Below are 19,984 nucleotides of genomic sequence, written 5' to 3'. Positions count from 1 at the left end.
GATGCTGACAATTAACAAGCTGAGCAAGAGCTTCGGCGGCGTGCACGCGGTGCAGGACGTCAGTTTTACGGTCAAGAAAGGCAATATCCACTCCGTGATCGGGCCGAACGGCGCAGGCAAGACGACTCTGTTCAACCTGATCACCGGTGTCTACACGCCAACAAAGGGCGAGATTTTGCTCAATGGCGAGAACGTGGCCGCCATGTCGCCCGATGCGCTGGCGCGGCGCGGCATGAGCCGCACCTTCCAGAACCTGCAAGTGTGCATGAACATGACGGCCATCGACAACGTGATGGTGGGCGCGCACCTGCGCCTGAACCAGAACCTGTTCGCTTCCATGCTGCGTTTGCCATCCGTGCGCCGCGCCGATGCGGCCTGCCGCGATGAGGCGGCGGGCCTGATGGAATTTGTCGGCGTGGGCCGGCATATCGATGACGAAGCGGGGCAGATGTCGTATGGCGCATTAAAACGCCTGGAAATCGCCCGCGCGCTGGCGGCCAAGCCGAAGGTGCTGCTGCTCGATGAACCGGCGGCGGGCTTGAACCACACGGAGACAGGCGAGATCGAAGCCCTGATCCGCAAGGTGGCGCAATCGGGCGTGACGGTGGTGCTGGTCGAGCATGACATGAAACTGGTGATGAATCTGTCGGACCATATCCTGGTGCTCGACTATGGCAAGAAGCTGGCCGAAGGGACTGCCGCCGAAGTGCGCGCGAACCCCGACGTGGTGGCGGCGTATCTGGGAGTGGCGGCATGATGAAGATGGAAAAACCCCAGGCACCGCTGGTGCTCGATATCGCCGGCTTGACCAGCCATTACGGCCGCATCCAGGCCTTGCACGGCATCGACCTGCAGGTGCGCCAGGGCCAGCTGGTGGCGCTGGTGGGCGCGAACGGCGCCGGCAAGACGACCCTGCTGCGGGCGATCTCCGGCGTGCAGCCGATCAGCGCCGGCAGCATCACCTTCGCCGGCCAGGACGTCAGCCGCATGAGCGCCGACAAGCGCGTGCGCAGCGGCATCTGCCAGGTGCCGGAAGGGCGCCAAGTGTTCGGCCCCATGACGGTGGAAGACAACCTGCGCCTCGGCGCGTTTACACGTCCGCCGCAAGACGTGGCCGGTGACATGGAGCGCATGTACGGCCTGTTCCCGATCCTGAAGGAAAAGCGCTTGCTGCTGGCCGGGACCTTATCGGGCGGACAGCAGCAGATGCTGGCCATGGCGCGCGCGCTGATGGGCCGTCCGCAACTGCTGCTGCTCGACGAACCGAGCATGGGCCTGGCGCCGCTCCTGATCGCGGAAATCTTCCGCATCGTGGCCGAACTGCGCGACCAGGGCATCACCATCTTCCTCGTCGAGCAGAACGCCCATGCGGCCCTGTCGATTGCCGACGTGGGTTATGTGATCGAGACGGGCGCCATCACTTTGTCCGGTCCCGGGCCCGAATTGCTGCATAACGAGCAGGTGCAAAGCGCCTACTTGGGTATGTGATGACGTAGGTCGGATTAGCGCTTGCGCGTAATCCGACATCAGCCGCTACGGCTGGCAATAATGTTTTGGAGAGCAATATGGTCAAAGTCTACGAAATCAACGGCATCATCCCCGTCGTCCACCCCAGCGCCTACGTGCATCCGTCGGCGGTGCTGATCGGCGACGTGATCATCGGGCCGCGCTGCTATATCGGCCCGCTGGCATCGATCCGCGGCGACTTCGGCCGCCTGATCCTGGAAGAAGGTGCGAACCTGCAGGACACCTGCGTCATGCACGGCTTTCCCGGCTGCGACACGGTGGTCGAAGTCGACGGCCATGTCGGCCACGGCGCCGTGCTGCACGGCTGCCGCATCGGTCGCAATGCGCTCGTCGGCATGAACGCCGTGGTGATGGACAACGCCGTCATCGGCGAGGAATCCATCGTCGCCGCCATGAGTTTCGTCAAGGCGGGCATGATCGTCGCGCCGCGCAGCATGGTCGTCGGCACGCCCGCCAAGATCATCCGCGCACTGACCGACGATGAAATCAAATGGAAAAGCTCGGGCACGGGCCAGTACCACGAACTGGCCGTGCGCTCCATGCAGACGATGCGCGAAGTGGAAGCCCTGACGCAAGTCGAGGCGAACCGCCAGCGCCTGAATTTCGAATCCGCCTTGCCGCTGCACCTGCACAAGAACGCAGCGGCGCAGTAACCTTTAACCCTTTAAATGCTGGGGTCAGTCCTTTCAGGATCGGAATAGATGCCATTGGCATCCATTCCCCCGACGGGTCTGACCCCTAACGGAGAAACCACATGGCTCAAATATCCACCCTGCAAAGCCTGATCGCCGGCCGCTGGCTGGGCGAAAGTGCCGCCGTGCCCCTGCACAGCGCCTTGAACAACCGCGTCATCTATCACACGCATGCGGAAAAGATCGACTTCGACGAAGCCGTCACCTATGCGCGCAAGACGGGCGTGCCGGGCCTGATGGCGCTGGACTTCCAGCAGCGCGCCGCGCGCCTGAAGGCGCTGGCCCTGTACCTGGTCGAGCGCAAGGAAGAGCTGTACGCGATCTCGCACCTGTCGGGCGCCACGCGCGCCGACAGCTGGGTCGATATCGAAGGCGGCACGGGCACCCTGTTCGCCTACGCCAGCATGGGCAGCAACGAGCTGCCGTCGTCGAACGTACTGCACGAAGGTCCGGCCATCGCGCTTGGTAAAAAAGGCGGTTTCGCCGGCACGCACATCCTGGTGCCGCGCGGCGGCCTGGCCGTGCATATCAACGCCTTCAACTTCCCCATCTGGGGCTTGCTGGAAAAATTCGCGCCCAGCTTCCTGGCGGCCATGCCCTGCATCGCCAAGCCGGCCACGGCGACGAGCTATCTGACGCAGGCCGTCGTGCGCATGATGCATGAATCGGGCTTGCTGCCGGCCGGCAGTTTGCAGCTGGTGATCGGCTCCACGGGCGACTTGCTGGACCGCCTGAACGGCCAGGATTTCGTGACATTCACGGGTTCGGCCGCGACGGCCGCCAAGTTGCGCACCAATCCCAACCTGATTGCTCAGTCCGTGCCCTTCAACGGCGAAGCCGATTCGCTCAATTGCGCCATCCTGGCACCGGACGTCACGCCAGACGATGTGGAATTCGACCTGTTCGTCAAGGAAGTCGTGCGCGAGATGACGGGCAAGTCGGGCCAGAAGTGCACGGCGATTCGCCGCATCATCGTGCCCGAGCACCTGATGGACGCCGTCGGCACGCGCCTGCGCGAGCGCCTGGCCAAGGTGGTGGTGGGCGATCCGTCCATCGAAGGCGTGCGCATGGGCGCGCTGGCGTCGAAAGAGCAGCAGAACGACGTGGCCGAACGTGTCGCCACCCTGTCGCAGGGTAATGAAGTGGTGTTCGGCGCGGCCGACGGTTTCAATCCGCTCGGTGATGGCGCGCAGGACGGCAGCTTCTTCTCGCCGACCTTGCTGATGTGCCGCGACGCCTTCGGCAACGACGCCGTGCACGACGTGGAAGCGTTCGGCCCTGTCAGCACCATGATGGGTTACCACGATATCGACGAAGCGCTGGCCCTGGCCGCGCGCGGCAAGGGCAGCCTGGTGAGCACCCTGGTGACGCGCGATCCGAAGATCGCCGCGCGCGTGGTGCCGCAAGTGGCGGCCACGCATGGCCGCGTGCACGTGCTCGAGCGCGTCGCTTCCGTCGATTCGACGGGCCATGGCTCGCCCTTGCCGCAACTGAAGCACGGCGGCCCTGGCCGCGCGGGCGGCGGCGAAGAGCTGGGCGGCGTGCGCGCCGTGCGCCATTACCTGCAACGGGCGGCCGTGCAAGGCTCGCCGACGATGCTGGCGGCCATCACCGGTGAATATGTGCGCGGCGCGGACGTCAACGAAAGCCCGATCCACCCGTTCCGCAAGCACTTCGAGGACTTGAAGACGGGCGACTCGCTGCTCACGCACCGCCGCACCGTCAGCGAAGCGGACATCGTCGCCTTCGGCGGCATCTCGGGCGACTTCTTCTACATGCACTTCGACGAAATCGCGGCCAAGGAATCGCAGTTCGGCAAGCGCATCGCCCACGGCTATTTCGTGCTGTCGGCCGCCGCCGGCCTGTTCGTCTCGCCCGGTGTCGGTCCCGTGCTGGCCAACTATGGCCTGGACAACCTGCGCTTCGTCGCGCCGGTGGCGATTGGCGACACCATCCGCGCCCGCCTGACGTGCAAGCGCAAGGTCGACCGCAACCGCAAGGACGTCTTTGGCGTGGGTCAGGGCGTGGTCGCGTGGGACGTGCAGGTGACGAACCAGAACGAGGAACTGGTGGCCAGCTATGACATCCTGACCCTGGTGTCGAAGCGCGAATAAGCTTCTGCTGCAGCACTGGTGTGAATGGCGCCGCCCGCGATCTTCGCGCGGGCGGCGCTTTTTTGCGCACGGCGATTTAAAGATGATTTAAGAATATTAAATGTTAATATTATGGAATGCTAAAAATACTACAAGCTGGGAGGGCGCTGGCGGCCATCAGTGTCGCCGCCTTTCATCTGTCGATCGCCATGGGAGTGCCGCGTTACGGTGGCGAGCCGGTTTTTTATGAATGGACACGCCACATCGGCGGGGTACGGTTTTTCTTTGTCCTTTCCGGCTTTATTATTCTATTTGCCCATTACCACGAGATAGGCCAGCCGTCGGCGTGGCGGCCCTTTATCTTCCGGCGCTTTATTCGGCTGTATCCCATTTATTGGCTATATACCGTCCCATTTTGCCTGCTGGTGGCTGCCGGCCTGGGCACCGATGCGCGCATTCCCTCTGGCTGGGCCGATTGGCTAACATCATTGACCTTGATACGATTCACCGCTGCCGTGCCGCCATTGACGGTGGCTTGGAGTTTGTTTCATGAAGTGGCTTTTTATGCGATGTTTTCGCTGTTGATTCTTAACCGGCGCCTGGGCATGGCGGGATTTGCAGCGGTCGCCCTGTTCAGCGTTATTTACTATAACTATCCGGCTGTAGCGCAGCGCAGCGCGGGCAATGTTTATACTGCTGCCTATAATTTGTATTTCCTGTTCGGCATGGGGGCCTTCTACCTATACCGGCGCGGCGGGCGCGGCTGGATCGAGCTGGCGGTGGGGAGCGGGATATCGGCAGCCGCATTATTGGTCGCGCCACTGCCCCACGAATTATCGTATCTGCTACTGATACTGGGCTTTGCTTTCTTGCTGGCCGGCGCGGCCAAGCTGGAGACGGCACAATATATCCGCGTGCCAACCGTCCTGGTCGCGCTGGGAAATGCCTCGTATACCATTTACCTGATCCACGAGCAGCTCCAGGGCTTGCTGCTGAAGCTGCTGATCAAGAGCCAATTGGCGGCGCTGCTCGGCCCCCGTTGCACCTATCTGCTGGTACTGCTGGGTGCCATCGGTCTGGGGTATGTGGCGTACCTGCTTATCGAGCGGCCGCTGACGGCGGCTTTGCGCCGACGCTTTCAACCAGCTCGCGGTAGCGCGAGTGTAGCCTATGCAGTATCGTCTGGGCCGTGTACGGAGCTGCCTGCTGCTGACAGGCCCAAGGATCCGACGGCTGCGACAAAATCTGCATGATCGCCAGCATGAAGGGCAGGGGTGCGTGCTCGCGCACGAGGCGCCCGATGTTGTCGTTGGGAATCAGGCGGGCTGCCTCGCCAGCATCGGTGCTGACCACCGGCACGCCGCAATAGAGGGCTTCCAGGAGAACCACTGGCATACCCTCGAAGGCCGATGACAGGCAAAGGCAATCAACGGCATTCATCCATTCTGAAATCTGCTGATGGGAACGGGGAGCGAGTATGCGAACGTCTGCCCCCAGCCCTTGCTCGAGGATAAAGCGTCGCATGTCCGATTCCAGCTCGCCCACACCTATCATGATCAGAATGGTGTCGTCGCGATGGCGTTTGAATTCCTGGTATGCCTGTAACAATAACAGCGGATTTTTTTGACCGACAAAGCGCCCCACGAACAGCAGTATTTTTTTGCCCCGGTCAAATTGGTGCTGGCGGGCGAATTGCTGTTTCAACTGCCGGCGTCCGCTCACCGGCAACGGATGGAAGACCGTCTCATCGACCCAGGTGGGAATGAATTGAATGCAATCGCGCATGGCCGGATAATGTTGTTGGTAATGCGTGACCGCGTCGGCTCTGACGATATAGACCTGCTTGATCCGTGCGATCAAATGGCGTTCGAGCCAAAAATAGATGGCCGGGAAGCGTGACCATTTCACTTCTGATTTTGGATTGTAATAGTCTTTCCCGTGATGGCCGTGCAGGAACAGAATTTTATGGTTGGACGCCAGCCAGAATACGGCGCTGGGCTCGATCCGGTGAAATTCCAGCAGGGCGCCGTGCAAATCAATTTGCGCGCGATGACGCCACAAGGCCCAGGCGAATTTCAGCGTGCGCGGTATCTTTTCGCGCCGGCCGATAGGGGTCTCCATCACCGGGAGGAAATGAAAGCTGCGTCCATCCAGTTCCAACTGTTGCCAGCGGCCGACCGGGTGGAGCTGAATATCGACGCTGACGCCGACGAAATAGATATCGAAGTCGTGCGGTGCAAATTTAATCAGTGCGCGAATAATGCTGCCTATGCCGCCCACATTGGGGTGGGTTGGATCATAAGGATGAAATTGAATCACGCGTATCTTGGCCATATTTTCTCCCTGGATGGCCATTACATCAGAATGTGGTAAAAATGTAAATTAATTATTTGAAAGTTAACTTATATTTATTGGTAATATCGCCGCACCAGGAGGCGGCAGGCCGTCAAGCTGCATGAAAAACTGGCCGTCTTTGCAGCCATTCCCGGCCAGCATGAGCATGACGCGTAGCTGGGCGGGGAATTCGATGCCGGATATGCCGCGGTGGCATCCGAAGTGCGCAACTTGGCGCGGGGAGGCGCGCCAGTGGCTGCCACCGTGCCGGCGGCACGGCGGCTGGCGTTAACGAAGGCTGCTTAAGCCCGCAGCCCGAACGGATCGTCGATGCTGTGCGCGGGCTGCGTGAACCAGCGGGGACCGTTTTCCGTCATGTAAAAATGGTCTTCGTGGCGAATGCCGAATTCGCCGGGGATGCAGATCATCGGTTCGTTCGAGAAGCACATTCCCACGTCGAGCGGCGTCGTGTCGTTGCCCACCAGGTAAGGCCACTCGTGGATATCGAGGCCGATGCCGTGGCCCGTGCGGTGCGGCAGGCCGGGCAGCTTGTAGCCGGGACCGTAGCCGTCCGCTTCCAGCGAGACGCGGGCGGCGCGGTCCACGTCGCCGCAGGGCACGCCCAGCCGGGCGGCGGCGAATGCGGCGGCTTGCGCGGCCTTTTCGCTGTTCCACACGCTGCGCTGGCGTTCGCTGATGGCGCCAAACACATAGGTGCGCGTGATGTCGGAGATGTAGTTCATCACTTGGCAACCCGTGTCGATCAGCACCGTGTCGCCCGCTTTCAGGGTTTGCACGTAGTTGACGCCATGCGGGTAGGCCGTCGCCTCGCCGAACAGCACGATGCAGAAATACGAGCGGGGCGCGCCTACCTTGCGGTGCGCGCGCTGGATGAATTCTTCCACTTCCACCGTCGTGATGCCTTCGACCAGCATGCTGGCCGTGGCCACGTGCACGGCCAGGGTCATGTCCATCACGCGCTGCATCAGGGCGATTTCCGCTGGCGACTTGCGGCTGCGGCAGTAGGCCGTGACGGCGCGCGCGTTTTCCAGCGCATAGCCGGGGGCCAGCGGCTTGATGCCGTCGTAGATGAAGAAGGCGGCGCTTTCGCAGATGCCCACGCGCGGCGGCGCAGCCGCATCCTGAGCCACGCCCATGCGCGCCAGCACGTCGACGAACAGCTGGTACGGGCTTTCATGCTCTTCCCAGCAATTGACACGGCCTTCGATGAGCATGAAGCCTTGCAAGGTGCTTTCCTCGAAGGCGGGGGCGATGTATTCGATGTCGCCGCTGGCCGGCAGGATGGCGCCCACCATGCGTTCGCTGGCATACCATTTGGTGCCCGTGAAATAGGTGAGGTTGGCGCCCGCGTTCAGGTAGATCGCGGCGATGCCCTGCTGGCGCATGAACGCTTGCGCCCTGGCGATGCGTTGCGCATGTTCGTCCTTGCCGATGGCGACCATGCCGCCCGTCATGTCCGACAGCGATGCCAATGCCTGTTCGATGGAAGTGCCACCTATGCTCATGCCTGCTCCTTTGTTCGATGCTGAATATGGAATGCGGGCATGATATCAGTTCGCGCCTTTCGGCTTGAGCCCGGGCGCGCCGCCTGCCGCATCGGGCGGTGCCAGCACCAGGTCGTGCGGATACGTGAAGTGCCAGTCCGCGTAGCGCTGCTTGCGGCGCAGGCTCGCGTCTTCGTCGAGAAAATTGTCCTGCTTGATGGGCAGCTGCGGCGACAGCGAATGGATGCCGACGATGCGTCCCTCCTGCCGCAGCAACCCCCATTCCGCCTTGCCCGTGACGGGATCCGCATACAGGCGGCGCAGATGCCGCCGGGCGTTGGCAAAGCGTGGGTCGCGCAGCAGTTCCTGCAGGGTCAATGGATAGCGGGGCCGCCCGTCGCCCGGCGTGCTGTCGTAGTAGCGGCCCAGCGCATTGCGGAATTCATGGCCGATGAACAGCAGCTCGCGCTCCTTGTCGCGCCGCGCGGCCGTGGCATGCAATTCGCTGGCCAGTACCAGGCCTACGCCCATGAAGGCCACCAGCATCAGGGTCCAGATATACGCGAAGCCCCGTGCGCGGCGTTGAAAACTAGAGCTGCTCAAAGGGGATGCCCTCGCGCGTCTTGCCCTTGGCGCCGCTGCGCACGTCGGCCACGCCGCCGATCTCGCCATTGGGCGAAGGGATCAGCTGCCAGGTGGCGGCGGACTCCGTGACGGGGTCGAGCGGCACGCTGCGGAAATAATGGTGGGTCACCAGGTCGGCCAGCGCGGCCGGATACTCGCCCTTGTCGGCATAGTATTTATCGAGGCCGCTCCTGAGTACTTGCAGGTTTTCCTTCAGCGCGACTTCCTTCGATTTTTCCACGGAACCGAAATAGCGGGGGATGGCGATCGTCAGCAGCAGCGAGATGATCGCCAGCACCACCAGCAGTTCGACCAGGGTGAAGCCGCGACGTCGAGAGGAGGCAGGCATCGGGTTCACCATTGATTGAGCGGCACGCCGTTCAGGCCCACCTTGGTCGAGCGCGAGGCGACATCGAACACGTCCTCGCCTTCGCTGGGATTGTCGGGCGGCGAGGCATAGGCGCGCTTGCTCCAGCTGTCGGCGGCGCCGCCTTCTTCCCTGGGCTGGAACGGGTCGCGCGGCAAGCGGCGAAGGAAATAGATGTTTTGCTTGGACGGGCTGCGCTGGTCGGGCACGCCCTCGACCAGTTCCTCGAGTTTTTTCGGATAGCCGGAGGCGCCCAGCGACAGCTTGATGCGGCCATTGTCCGAAGCGCGCTTGTAGGCATCGATCGCTTCGCGCATCTCGATCAGGGCGCTGCGCAATTGCTGTTCCTTCGCCCGTTGCAAGGCCACCTGCGCCATCGGCACGGCCACCGTGGCCAGGGTCGCCATGATGGCCAGGGTGATCATCAGCTCGATGAAGGTAAATCCCCTTGGTTTCACTGGCCACCTTTGCCTGATTTTTCGCTGGCCGCAGGCGCTTCGTCGCCGCCCGTCATGGGCGAGCCGGCGCGTGGCGCGGCCTGCTCGGGCGCGGCGATGGCCTCGGGAGTGCCGCCCACGCTGGCGCGGCCGCCCACGGATGCTTCGGTGCCGGAATTGAATTCGGCCGTCATCAGGTCCGGACGGCGGATGCTGCGCAGCAGGCGTGGCGTGATCGACAGCACGATCTCGCTGCGCATGGCGTCGTCCTTCTGGCTGCCGAACAAACGGTTCAGCACGGGCAGTTCGCCCACGCCCGGCACCTTGTTGGCCGTACCCCGGTCTTCATCGCTGATCAGGCCTGCCAGTACCTGCGTTTCGCCATCCTTCAGGCGCAGCACGGTCGACGCGCTGCGCGTGCCGATCTGGTAAGCCTGCGTGCCCGTCTTGCTGATGACTTCCTTGACGACGTTCGACACTTCCAGGTTGATCTTGATGGCCACCTCGTCGTCCAGGTAGACGTTCGGTTCCACGTCGAGTTTCAGGCCCACGTCGATGTAGTTGACGCTGTCGGAGCTGACGCCGTTATTCGTCGTGACGGTAATGACGGGCACGCGGTCGCCGATGAGGATCTTGGCTTTTTCCTTGTTGCGCACGCGGATGCGCGGATTGGCGAGGATATTGCTGTCGCTGTCCGTCTTGTTGGCGTTCAGGGTGACGCCGCCGATGCCCAGGTTGATATTGTCGCCATTGATGCGGTGCAGGTCCGCCACTTTCAGGCCACCCAGGCCTCCCGTGCTGCCTGCAACGCCGGCCAAGGTCAGGCTGGCCTGGTCCGGCCAGCGCACGCCCAGCTCCATCAGGCGCGTACGCTTGACTTCCAGCACCTCGACTTCCAGCATCACTTCCGGATCGGCCAGGTCCTGCACATTGATGATGCGCTCGGCCATGCGCACCATTTCCGGCGTATCGCGCAGCATGATGATGCCCAGGCGTTCATCGGTGACGACGTCCTTGGCCTTGAGCAGGGTCTTGATGGAAAACGCCACCGTCTTGACGTCGGCATTGGCGAGGAAAAAAGTGCGCACGACGAGCTGCTGGTAATCCTTCACCTTTTGCGGCGTGTTCGGATAGATCGTGATCGATTTGTCGCTGGTGACGCTTTGTTCCAGCTGGTTCGCGCCCAGCAGCATGGCAATCGCCTCTTCGATGCTGGTGTCGCGCACGGAGATGGTGGCGCGCAGGGCCGGGTCGACTTCCTTGTCGAAGACGAAGTTCAGGCCCGACACCTTGCTGATGAAATCGAACACGGAGCGCAGCGGCGCGTCGCGAAACTCGAGGGTGACGGGTTTCCTGTAGGCGGCCGCCAGCTTGCCGCCGGCCGGCAGGCTTTTCGACTGCGCTTCGCCGATGCGGCTTTTCAGGGCCAGCGCCTCGCGCTGCGCGGGGCGTTCCTGCAGCACCTGGCGCAAGGCTTCCTGCGCCTGTGCGACATTCGCTTCGCCACCGCGCAGGTAGCTGGCCTGCGCTTCCTGCACCAGCTTGCGGTGCCGTTCATCCTGCGCCACGCCGGCCAGGCCCCGCTGCGCCACGTCGTTGCTGGCGTCCAGTGCCAGTGCCTGCTGGTACAGCGCTTGCGCTTCGGGCAGCTTGCCCTGCTGGCGCAACGCCTCGGCGCGGCGATTCAGATTGTTCAGCGCGCGCATCCTGCCATTCGTGACGGCGATGCGGTACTTGGCGTTGGTCGGTTCGGCCTGCGCCGCCTGTTCCAGCAGGGCCAGGCCCTGTTCCGTGCGGCCCGCGCCCAGCATGGCCTGGCCATCGTTGTAGGCCTGGTTGCCGGCGCAGGCGGCCAGCAAGGACAGCACCGGCAGCAGGGTGATGAGATTACGAGAAATACGTGCGGCGCATCGTTTCAATTGAGGTCCCCTACGGCGAGTGTCTGTTTCTGGTTGAGCGGCAGATAGGTAAATTGCAGGGCGCCTTGCACCACGCCGTCGAAGCGGTAACGCTCTTCGAGCGTGTCGCCGGGGCGCGCCACCACGTTGCGTTCGCCCGCTTGCAGGAAGTAGGCCGCCTTGCCTTCGTCGACAAAGCGGCCGAGGAATTGAAAGGGCAGCGGTGGCGGCGCATTCGCATCGACGCGGGCGGCGGGCAGCGCGGCCTGGGCCGCCTGCTGGTCGAGCATGATCTTTTTCGGCGTCTCCGGCTGCCAGCTTTGCTTGGCGAACAGGGTGGCCGCTTCCTCGTCGTCGAGGCCCCGGCGCGGTTCGATGGCCAGTGCGCGATTGGTTTGCGCAGCAGCAGTGGCGGCGACGAGGGGGGGCGGCGCCACCCGCTCCACCTGGCGCGTGGTGGCCGTGGCCGGTCCCACGATGCTGCCTTCGTCCTCGGGCGCGAACAGGGCGGCCAGCAAGGTCGCCACGGCGGCGCCTCCCAGTACGGCTTTTTTCATCGGCGCACCTCCGCCTTCTTCACCAGCAGGATGAACTGGATGCGCGCGTCGATCTCGCCCGCCTCGATCTGCTCGCGCTTGAAGAGCACGGAGTCCAAGGTCAGGGTGGGCAGCGCCTGCAGGGCGTCGACGATAAAGGTTTGCAGCTGCGCGTATTCGGCCTTGACGGGCAGGGTGATCTGGTAGCGCAAAAAGGCCGTGTTGCCGTCTTGCTGCGGCTTGTAGTCGGCCTTGGCCAGGGTGACGCCGCTCTTTTGCGCCACTTCCAGCAAGGCCTTCAGCTGGTCGGGAATGCTGTCATGCGCAGGTAGGTAGGCGTGAAAGGCGGCCAGGCTGCCGGCATCCGCATCGAGCGTGACGGGTGCCGGCGGCAGCGCCGCCTGTTTCGCCATCATGGCCAGCTGCGCGCGCAATTGCTGCTGGCGTCCGGCCAATGCATCGCCCTGCTGCACGGCGAAAGCGGCCAGTGCCAGACAGGCCGCACCGATGGCGCTGGGCCAGCCCAGCATGCGCCACAGACGCGCGGCTTCCCACGCCAGCCGCGGCGGCACGTGTAGCTGCAGACGCGCGCGGGCCACGGGCGTGCCGGCTTTTAACACGGGTTTTATTGCCGCCATTGCGCCTCCAGCTGAAAACGGTAAGGGTGTTCCGGAGTGTTCGCGTTCATCTCGTGCTTGAGCAGATACACGGAGCTGAACATCGGTTGCTGGTTCAGGAAGGCCAGGTAATTGAGCATGTCCTGCGGCGTTTCCGCTTCGGCGGCGATCTTCAGGACGCTGGCGCCATCCTGTCCCTGCTGCGCGTTCAGGTCCAGCCCCAGCAGGGCCACGCGCACGTCGCGCGGCGCCTGCACCGTCTTGACCAGGCGGGTGACGGGCAGGTTAAGCTGGCGCACGGCGGCAGCCACCTGTTTCAGTTCGAGGTCGCGTTCGCGCTGCTGGCTCGTCGAGAGGGGCGCGCGTACGGGACGCGCGGGCTGCAGCTGCGCCAGTTGCGCTTCCAGGCGCCGCGTTTCCTGCGTCTGCACCAGCCAGTACACGGCGGCCGGCAGCAGCATCAAGCCGCCCGCCAGGCACAGGGCCAGGCGCCAGCCCTTGAAGGTTTGCGCCGCTCCAGGCGGCAGGAACTCCAGGCGGCTCAGGCCCATGCGGCCTCCCGCATCAGGTGGGCGCCGCTGGCCACGGAGACGGGCACGAAGCGTTCCGGCACGTTCGTTTGCGGGACGCCGCTCAAGTCGATCAACGCCACCTGGTCGATGGCGTCAAGCTGTGGCGCACGCAAGTTCCAGCGCCGCCAGGCCCGGTCCAGTTCATCGCCCCAGTCCGTGGCGCAGGACTGGCTGTGCAGGGCCGTGATGCGCCCGCCGCTCGCCGTTGCCAGCAGCAGCCGTCCCGCTTCCACCAGGGCGAAGGCGTCGGGCTTGGCACCGGCGATGCTGCGCCAGGCCGGTCCGGCGATCGGTTCGATGGACAGGCAGCGCCGGCCATGTGCTGCCGCCGCATCCTGCACGCCTTGCAGCAGGGCCGCATCGATGCCGCAGGCCAGGCGCGGCTTGCCATAGGGCGCGTCGTCGGCGGCCACGCGCCAGGCGCGCGCGCCATCGCCGTAGACGGCGGCGAACTGGCTATGCAGGAAGCGCTGCGCGCTGGCCCGGTCGAGCAGGGCGCCGCTCCACGGCACCACTTGCATGGCGCACCAGCGGCTGGCCAGGCTGACGGCCAGCGGCAGTTTTTTTTCACTATGCTGTTCGAGCCAGCCACGCAGGGCGGCCAGCGCCACTTCCCAGCTGGCGTCGGGATTCGCAATGGGCAGGTGGAAGGCGCTGTCCGCCACGGGACGACCGGCGCGGCGCAGCTCGCCGTGCAGCCCGTGCGGGGCCAGGTGCAGGCACACGGTGGCGCGGGCAAGGTGTTCAATAAGTGACACGATTGAGCTCCGCTAAAGTGGTTTCCCCGCGCCGCACCAGATCCAGGCCCGCTTCGCGCGCCAGGCGAAAGCCGTTGCGTGCCGCTTCATCCTTCATCTGGCTCAGGGGGGCGCGTGTGCAGATCATTTCGCGCATCGCGTCGCTGAGCATCAAGACTTCGGCGACGGCCTTGCGGCCCTTGTAGCCGGTGCCGCGGCAGTGGCCGCAACCCTTGCCGGCCATGAACTGCCAGTCCTGCACCTGGTGCAGGGCCAGGCCGCTGTCGCGCAATTGCTGCGCATCGGCCAGCACTTCGGCGCTGGCATCGATGGCGCAATGGGCGCAATTGAGGCGCAGCAGGCGCTGCGCCACGATGCCGTTCAGGGCGGCCGCAAAGCTGTAGGCGTCCACGCCCATGTGCAGGAAGCGGCCGACCACATCAAAGACGTTGTTCGCGTGCACGGTGGTAAACACCAGGTGGCCCGTGAGCGCGGCCTGCACGGCGATCTGCGCCGTTTCATCGTCGCGGATTTCACCGATCATGATCTTGTCGGGGTCGTGGCGCAGGATGGAGCGCAGGCCGCGCGCGAACGTCAGTCCCTTCTTTTCGTTGACGGGGATCTGCAGCACGCGCGGCAAGCGATATTCGACCGGGTCTTCGATGGTGACGATCTTGTCGCGTCCTGTGTTGATTTCCGTGATGGCCGCGTACAGGGTGGTGGTCTTGCCGGAACCCGTGGGTCCCGTCACCAGCAGCATGCCGTGCGGCTTGGCGGCCAGGCGGCGGATCTGCTCGATGGCGTCCTCGTTCAGGCCCAAGCTTTCCAGGCGCAGCGCCTGCGCCGCTTCCGTCAGCGCGCGCCGGTCCAGCAGGCGCAGCACGGCGTCCTCGCCAAAAATATTGGGCATGATGGAGACGCGGAAATCGATCTCCGCCCCTTTCACTCGCACCTTGAAGCGGCCATCCTGCGGGACGCGCCGCTCGGCGATGTCGAGATCGGCCATGACCTTGATGCGCGAGATGATCTGCTCGGCCATCGCCAGCCCCTGCACCTGGCCCGCCTGCACCAGCACGCCGTCGACGCGGTATTTGATGACCAGGCTGGCCACGTCGCATTCGAGGTGGATGTCGCTGGCCTGGAATTTCAGGGCGTCGTAGATGGTGGAGTTCACCAATTTGACCACCGGGCTGCTGTCCTCGCTGATGCGGATCAGCGAGATGTCTTCGATGCTCTGGTCCAGGCCAGGCACATCGCCCCCATGCTGCATTTCCTGCATTTCCTGCATCGCCTGCTGCACGCTTTCCTGCTGCAGCAGATAGGCGGCCAGATCGTCCGGATGCGCCAGCGCCACCGTAAACGGTGTGGACAGGGCGAAGTCGGCCCACTGCAGCAAGTCTTCGGCAAACGGGTTGCCGATGACGAGCACGGGCGGCGCGCCGGGAACGCCAGGCTGCAGCAGCACGCAGTCGCGCTGGGCGCAATCCGTGTAGGGCAGCAGGCCGAAAGCGGGCAAGGCGGCCTGCAGCTCGGCCATCGTCCACGCCGGGTAGCGGAACAGGGCGGCCAGCTGGCGCAAAAAGACTTCGGGCGGCAGGGCCGCCGTTTCCTGCAGCACGGCCATCTGCGGGCGGCCCTGTTCCAGCGCGCTGGCGTGGGCGCGGCGCAGCATGGCCGCATCGAGCACGGCCCGTTCTTCGTCGCGTGCGTTCATGGCATGCTCCTCACGATAAGCTCCCGGCCAGTTCAAAGATCGGCATGTACATCAGCACCACCACGCCGCCGATGACGACGCCGATGATGGTCATCAAGAGCGGTTCGAGCAGGCGCGACGCCCAGTCCACCCAGCGGGCGAATTCCTCGTCGTGGAACTTGGCCGAGCGTTCCAGCATGTCGCCCAGTCGGCCCGTGTTCTCTCCCACTTTCAGCAGCGATTGCGCCACCGGCGTGGCCATGCCGGCCTGTTCCAGCGCCGTGGAAAACGGCATGCCTTCCTGCACCGAGCGGCGGGCCTGCGCCAGTTGCTCCTGCTGCGCCGGCAGCAGCATGGGCGCCACCATGGCCAGTGCCTTGTGCAGCGGGATGCCGGCGTGCAGCAGCAGGCTGAGGGCGCGGTAGAAGCGGGCCAGGCGAAATTCCGCCGCCTTCCCGGCCAGCACGGGCAGGCGCAAGAGGCGCAGCACCAGCGCCATGCGCATGGCGCGGTTGGCGATGCCGAAGACCACGGCGCCGACCACGGCGGCCAGCGCGCCGGCGCACAGCAGCGGATGCGCGGCCAGGGTCTGGCCAAAGCCGAGCAGCATTTGCGACATCCACGGGATCTCGCGGCCCGAGCTTTCGTAGACGACGCTGAACTTGGGCACTACGTAGCCGAGCAGGAACAGGGTCACGAGGCCGCCGACGACGAGCAGCATGCACGGATAGATGGCGGCGGAAATGAGTTTTTTGCGGATGGCGTCGAACTGCAGCTGGTAGGCGACGAAGCGCGCCAGCGCCTCGGGCAGGTTGCCCGAGCGTTCGGCCGCGTGCACGGTGGCGATGTAAATGTCGGGGAAGATGTCGGGAAAACCGGCCAGGGTGTCGGAAAAGCTTAGGCCCTGCTGTAGGGTGAGCACGATGGCGGCCAGGGTGGCCTTGGCGCCCGCGCGCGTTTCCTTGTTGTGCAGGGTGGCCATGGCCTCGCCCAGGTTCAGGCCCGCTTCGAGCAGGGCCAGCAGCTCCTGGCTGAATTGCAGCAGGGGCAGGCCCTGCTTGCCGGGACGCAGCGCTGCGGCGCCCGTGTCTGACGTGGCGCCAGCGTCGACGGCCAGCACGCGCCAGCCGCCGCGCACGGCCGCGCGGATCGCCTCGGCCTCGCTGGCGGCGTCGATGGCCAGCGCCTGGCTGCCCGCCGGGCCCTGCACCTGGAGGTGGAACTGCATCGTCGGCTCAGGCGAGCATGGTGATGGCCTGGGGCGTGAAAATGGGGTGATGTGAAAAGGGGACAGCGCGTGCGGACAAGGTCGAAGTAGGCATCGGTCAGGAACAATCCAAAAAAAGTTCAATTCGTCGCGGGTACCGGCAGCAGGCAAGAGGCAATCACTGCCTCAGGGTAGACTGGAATTGCCAGGAAATCAATCGTGCCGTGCGGGCAAGCCTTGTATCGATGGCTTGCCCGCAATTCAGCCGCTTACTGGGTAACCAGGCTGACCTTGTCGATCACGAACGAGGTTTGCAGCGATGCATCCTCGGTAGCGGCAAACGAAATCTGCACGGTCTGGCCCTTGTAGGCGATCAGGTCGAAGGTGCGGATCTGGTAGCCGGCGGCCTTGTTCACGTTCGAATACGAGGCCAGGGTGCCCAGCACCGTACCGGCGCTGTTCTTCACGGTGACGACCAGCTTGTCGTACACGGTGCTGCCCGTTTCTGCCGTGTCGATATGCAGCGCGAAGCTCAAGCTGGCGGACGTGGCGGCGGCCGGAATGGCCACGCTTTGCGTCAGCGATTCGCTGGCCGTGGTGCCATTGCCGCCCAGCCAGGCGTACTTCGTGCCTTCGTACGCGGTTTGGCCCGTGAAGGTGCCGATGGCGCCCGTGGTGCCGCTCCAGCCCGTGGCGCCGGACTCGAAGCCGCCGTTCGTCACGCGCTCGGTGGCGCTGCTCGTGCCGACCGTCAGGGTGGCGTTGTTCGACGTGGCCGTCACGGCGGGCGACGAGGAATCCGTCACCGTGGCCTTGAAGACGGCGCCGCTGTCGGCCGCTACGGCCGTGAAGCTGTAGGCCGGCGACGTGGCGCCACTGATCACGGCGCCGTTGCGGAACCATTTGTAGGTGTACGGTGCCGTGCCGCCGCCCGCGCCCACGGCGAACGAGGCGGTGGCGCCTGGTGCGACGGTGATGCTGGCCGGCTGGCTGGTGATCGTCACCGCGCCGCCCGTCGTCGATTCATCGACATCGGCGCCCACGTTGATGGCCGCATACGCGCGCTTGACGGCGATAGACTCGGCGCTGCCCACGCCATACAGTTCCTCGGCTGCCTGCAGCACCTTGTTGCGCGCGTCGGCGTAGTTGGTCGACGAGGTGAACTTGGTGGTGGCTGCCTTGAACCAGATGCGGTAAGCCTTGTCGCTGCCGATGCCGGTCATGGCCAGCGGGCTTTTGTTCAGGTAGGAGCTGTAGTAATCGCTGCTGGACGTGGAGTTCGAACCTTGCGACAGGAAGTAGAACATGCGGTTGTTCGGGCCGCTGCTGTAGTGGACGTCGAGGTTCTTGATGGTGCTGCTCCACGCATTCGGGCTGCTGCCATCCTTGCTTGGCTTGTACAGCCAGCGCAGCGGCTGGCCATTCTTGGCGATTTCCTTGCCCGTCATCCAATCGTTGCCCGTGTTGGGAATCGTGGTGCCCGTGCCGCCGGCGCGCGCATACGCTTCCACCATTTCGCCGGCGATGTCCGAGCTCGATTCGTTCAAGCCGCCCGACTCCTGCGAGTAGATCAGGCCCGAGGTGGCGTCCGTGATGCCGTGGCCCATTTCGTGGCCGATCACGTCGATGGAACCGAGGTTGTTGAACGAGCTGCCGCCGTCGCCGATGTACATGCACTTGCAGCTGCTGTCGTAATAGGCGTTGTCGTAGGCCGTGTTGACGTGGGCGGCGATGTGGGTGGCCGTGTTGTTGCCGTCCAGGCTGGACCAGCCCAGCACATTCTTGTGCGTGTCGTAGGTATTCATCAAGCCCCACATCGCGTTCACGGCCGCCGTCTGGCCGTTGGCGTTGGTGGTGCTGCCGCCGTTGATGTATTGCTGTCCGTCGCCCCAGGTATTGCTGGTGCTGCTGTACACGCTGCCCGAACTGGTGCCGTGGTTGGCATTCGTGATGGCCATGCCGCCGAAGCTGCCGCCCGTGCCGCGGCTCGGGTCCTTCATGGTGTAGGTGCTGCCCGTGAGCGTGGTGTTGAGCGGCACCTGGCCGTTGTACTGGCTGTTGCCGATGCCGGCCACGGTTTTCAGGGCTTTCCATTGACGCAGGATGCGGCCATCCTTGGCGCTGACGACTGTATCGTAGTAGACCGGCTTGTTACCGCTGATCATGCGCGTCTGCACCAGGTAGGCCAGCTCGTAATGGTCGACCACGTCCTGCACGTCGAGGGCGTTCAGCGCGGCTTCCGACTTGTTCTCGGCGCCGGCCACGCGCACGGTTTTCATGACGGGATAGATCAGCAGCTGGGCATGCGGCGGCACGTGGTCGACGGCCCGCACGCCGATGTTATTCACGGCGGCGGCGATGGCGGCTGCCGCGCTGATGGCGGGCGTGGTGTCGATATCGGTGGTGGCGCTGCGGGTGACGGAATTGACGCCGCCGCTACCGAGGCCGGACGCGCGGTCCGACACGGATTCGCTGACGATGTCGCCGGCGCTGTTGCTGACCACGACCGTTTCGGAACCGAAAACGGGCAAGCCCTTGTAGGTGTGCTGTACGCGGCTCACGCGCGTGCCGCTGACGCCAGGATGCTGGGCGCCGACGGCAAAGCCATGTTCGGTGTTCAGGCCACGGCTGCGCGCTTGCGCGGCCAGCTTGTTGACCAGGCTGGCGGTCTCTTGTGGAGAAGCCAGGGCGACCGGGGCGGCCATCAGGGTCTGTGGCAGCGGCGTGGCGGCGTCTGCCGTGGTGGCCATCAGCGGCAGGGCGGCGATGGATGCGGCAACTATTGTCAAACGTAAATTCATTTCTGCTCCAGGGTATCGGTTAAGGAAATGGTGAATGAGCTGGCCGCGATGCCTGATGGCCACCCCGGCGTGCCTGGCGGCGGGCGGATAGCCTGCCGTTTTGTTGTGGCATGACGCCGGGTAGGGGGACACTAAACTTGTCGAGATCGCCATGTCAAAAAATTCAAGAAATGGGTCACTCCGCGATTTTTTGTTAAGAATTGAACATTTATCGGCATCGCATCGGTGGAAAGTTTGATCTACCACAAGCTGCAACTTTTGTTATGGACTACTTCCCCTAATGGAGCGTTCTGTTGGAAAAACACTGTTGCCTTTTCTAAATGTTGCGATCTACACTAGCTCTT

General features: G+C 64.0%; 17 protein-coding genes and 1 pseudogene. 5 read left to right on the top strand and 13 right to left on the bottom strand.

Translation table 11 applies throughout. The features are described 5' to 3' along the window. Nucleotide 1: 1 nt before the first annotated feature. The 5 genes and pseudogenes from AC54AG_RS04275 to AC54AG_RS04255 all read left to right on the top strand — a co-directional run. Complete coding sequence (locus AC54AG_RS04275) at nucleotides 2–757, top strand: ABC transporter ATP-binding protein (protein WP_496629572.1); 756 nt, start codon at nucleotides 2–4, stop codon at nucleotides 755–757. Then, nucleotides 757–1,488: an ABC transporter ATP-binding protein gene (locus AC54AG_RS04270; protein ID WP_080698401.1), complete on the top strand. Its 732-nt coding sequence runs from the start codon at nucleotides 757–759 to the stop codon at nucleotides 1,486–1,488. Before AC54AG_RS04275 ends, AC54AG_RS04270 begins: the two co-directional genes overlap by 1 nt. Before the next feature lie 77 nt (nucleotides 1,489–1,565). Continuing rightward, a complete protein-coding gene (gene paaY, locus AC54AG_RS04265; protein WP_496629571.1) occupies nucleotides 1,566–2,180 on the top strand; it encodes a phenylacetic acid degradation protein PaaY in 615 nt (204 codons plus the stop codon). A 101-nt stretch (nucleotides 2,181–2,281) separates the two neighbouring features. Continuing rightward, nucleotides 2,282–4,333, top strand: a complete 2,052-nt coding sequence (paaZ, locus tag AC54AG_RS04260; protein WP_219327972.1) for a phenylacetic acid degradation bifunctional protein PaaZ — start codon at nucleotides 2,282–2,284, stop codon at nucleotides 4,331–4,333. A 116-nt stretch (nucleotides 4,334–4,449) separates the two neighbouring features. Then, a pseudogene (locus tag AC54AG_RS04255) lies at nucleotides 4,450–5,394 on the top strand (acyltransferase family protein); the annotation flags it as partial. 16 nt (nucleotides 5,395–5,410) lie between these two features. Here the strand turns inward: AC54AG_RS04255 and AC54AG_RS04250 are convergent. The 13 genes from AC54AG_RS04250 to AC54AG_RS04190 all read right to left on the bottom strand — a co-directional run bounded on the left by AC54AG_RS04250 (nucleotide 5,411) and on the right by AC54AG_RS04190 (nucleotide 19,640). After that, nucleotides 5,411–6,646 (bottom strand): glycosyltransferase, encoded by a 1,236-nt coding sequence (locus AC54AG_RS04250; protein ID WP_496629570.1) that lies wholly within the window; start codon nucleotides 6,644–6,646, stop codon nucleotides 5,411–5,413. A gap of 302 nt (nucleotides 6,647–6,948) precedes the next feature. Then, on the bottom strand, nucleotides 6,949–8,172 hold the full coding sequence (locus AC54AG_RS04245) for a M24 family metallopeptidase (protein ID WP_496629569.1): 1,224 nt from the start codon (nucleotides 8,170–8,172) through the stop codon (nucleotides 6,949–6,951). A gap of 45 nt (nucleotides 8,173–8,217) precedes the next feature. Next, the gene (locus AC54AG_RS04240) at nucleotides 8,218–8,754 is read right to left on the bottom strand and encodes a type II secretion system protein (protein WP_235194153.1); all 537 of its coding nucleotides are present in this window, start codon (nucleotides 8,752–8,754) and stop codon (nucleotides 8,218–8,220) included. Further along, nucleotides 8,741–9,124: a type II secretion system protein gene (locus AC54AG_RS04235; RefSeq protein ID WP_331777151.1), complete on the bottom strand. Its 384-nt coding sequence runs from the start codon at nucleotides 9,122–9,124 to the stop codon at nucleotides 8,741–8,743. Before AC54AG_RS04235 ends, AC54AG_RS04240 begins: the two co-directional genes overlap by 14 nt. Nucleotides 9,125–9,129: 5 nt before the next feature. Continuing rightward, on the bottom strand, nucleotides 9,130–9,600 hold the full coding sequence (locus AC54AG_RS04230; protein WP_496629568.1) for a type II secretion system protein: 471 nt from the start codon (nucleotides 9,598–9,600) through the stop codon (nucleotides 9,130–9,132). After that, complete coding sequence (locus tag AC54AG_RS04225; protein ID WP_496629567.1) at nucleotides 9,597–11,498, bottom strand: secretin GspD/PilQ domain-containing protein; 1,902 nt, start codon at nucleotides 11,496–11,498, stop codon at nucleotides 9,597–9,599. Before AC54AG_RS04225 ends, AC54AG_RS04230 begins: the two co-directional genes overlap by 4 nt. Continuing rightward, nucleotides 11,495–12,034 carry a hypothetical protein gene (locus AC54AG_RS04220; RefSeq protein WP_496629566.1) on the bottom strand — a complete coding sequence of 180 codons (540 nt, stop codon included), beginning with the start codon at nucleotides 12,032–12,034 and terminating at the stop codon, nucleotides 11,495–11,497. Before AC54AG_RS04220 ends, AC54AG_RS04225 begins: the two co-directional genes overlap by 4 nt. Next, the gene (locus tag AC54AG_RS04215) at nucleotides 12,031–12,651 is read right to left on the bottom strand and encodes a hypothetical protein (RefSeq protein ID WP_496629565.1); all 621 of its coding nucleotides are present in this window, start codon (nucleotides 12,649–12,651) and stop codon (nucleotides 12,031–12,033) included. Before AC54AG_RS04215 ends, AC54AG_RS04220 begins: the two co-directional genes overlap by 4 nt. Beyond that, nucleotides 12,639–13,181, bottom strand: a complete 543-nt coding sequence (locus AC54AG_RS04210) for a hypothetical protein (protein ID WP_072455000.1) — start codon at nucleotides 13,179–13,181, stop codon at nucleotides 12,639–12,641. The genes AC54AG_RS04215 and AC54AG_RS04210 overlap by 13 nt, the downstream gene beginning before the upstream one ends. After that, nucleotides 13,172–13,960 (bottom strand): hypothetical protein, encoded by a 789-nt coding sequence (locus AC54AG_RS04205; RefSeq protein WP_496629564.1) that lies wholly within the window; start codon nucleotides 13,958–13,960, stop codon nucleotides 13,172–13,174. Before AC54AG_RS04205 ends, AC54AG_RS04210 begins: the two co-directional genes overlap by 10 nt. Beyond that, nucleotides 13,947–15,653 (bottom strand): GspE/PulE family protein, encoded by a 1,707-nt coding sequence (locus tag AC54AG_RS04200; RefSeq protein ID WP_496629563.1) that lies wholly within the window; start codon nucleotides 15,651–15,653, stop codon nucleotides 13,947–13,949. Before AC54AG_RS04200 ends, AC54AG_RS04205 begins: the two co-directional genes overlap by 14 nt. Nucleotides 15,654–15,663: 10 nt before the next feature. Beyond that, nucleotides 15,664–16,860 (bottom strand): type II secretion system F family protein, encoded by a 1,197-nt coding sequence (locus tag AC54AG_RS04195; protein WP_496629562.1) that lies wholly within the window; start codon nucleotides 16,858–16,860, stop codon nucleotides 15,664–15,666. 248 nt (nucleotides 16,861–17,108) lie between these two features. Continuing rightward, complete coding sequence (locus AC54AG_RS04190; protein WP_496629561.1) at nucleotides 17,109–19,640, bottom strand: M4 family metallopeptidase; 2,532 nt, start codon at nucleotides 19,638–19,640, stop codon at nucleotides 17,109–17,111. Nucleotides 19,641–19,984: the final 344 nt, after the last annotated feature.

This window comes from Janthinobacterium sp. BCJ23, assembly GCF_059617945.1.
The sequence above is the reverse complement of the archived record's forward strand: the minus strand, read 5'-3'. Positions and strand labels throughout refer to the sequence as shown.

Excerpts from the sequence above, each read along its gene's own strand:
- AC54AG_RS04275 (WP_496629572.1), top strand. The coding sequence starts at position 2 with ATGCTGACAATTAACAAGCTGAGCAAGAGCTTCGGCGGCGTGCACGCG.
- AC54AG_RS04270 (WP_080698401.1), top strand. The coding sequence starts at position 757 with ATGAAGATGGAAAAACCCCAGGCACCGCTGGTGCTCGATATCGCCGGC.
- paaY (WP_496629571.1), top strand. The coding sequence starts at position 1,566 with ATGGTCAAAGTCTACGAAATCAACGGCATCATCCCCGTCGTCCACCCC.
- paaZ (WP_219327972.1), top strand. The coding sequence starts at position 2,282 with ATGGCTCAAATATCCACCCTGCAAAGCCTGATCGCCGGCCGCTGGCTG.
- AC54AG_RS04250 (WP_496629570.1), bottom strand. The coding sequence starts at position 6,646 with ATGGCCAAGATACGCGTGATTCAATTTCATCCTTATGATCCAACCCAC.
- AC54AG_RS04245 (WP_496629569.1), bottom strand. The coding sequence starts at position 8,172 with ATGAGCATAGGTGGCACTTCCATCGAACAGGCATTGGCATCGCTGTCG.
- AC54AG_RS04235 (WP_331777151.1), bottom strand. The coding sequence starts at position 9,124 with ATGCCTGCCTCCTCTCGACGTCGCGGCTTCACCCTGGTCGAACTGCTG.
- AC54AG_RS04220 (WP_496629566.1), bottom strand. The coding sequence starts at position 12,034 with ATGAAAAAAGCCGTACTGGGAGGCGCCGCCGTGGCGACCTTGCTGGCC.
- AC54AG_RS04215 (WP_496629565.1), bottom strand. The coding sequence starts at position 12,651 with ATGGCGGCAATAAAACCCGTGTTAAAAGCCGGCACGCCCGTGGCCCGC.
- AC54AG_RS04210 (WP_072455000.1), bottom strand. The coding sequence starts at position 13,181 with ATGGGCCTGAGCCGCCTGGAGTTCCTGCCGCCTGGAGCGGCGCAAACC.
- AC54AG_RS04200 (WP_496629563.1), bottom strand. The coding sequence starts at position 15,653 with ATGAACGCACGCGACGAAGAACGGGCCGTGCTCGATGCGGCCATGCTG.
- AC54AG_RS04195 (WP_496629562.1), bottom strand. The coding sequence starts at position 16,860 with ATGCAGTTCCACCTCCAGGTGCAGGGCCCGGCGGGCAGCCAGGCGCTG.
- AC54AG_RS04190 (WP_496629561.1), bottom strand. The coding sequence starts at position 19,640 with ATGAATTTACGTTTGACAATAGTTGCCGCATCCATCGCCGCCCTGCCG.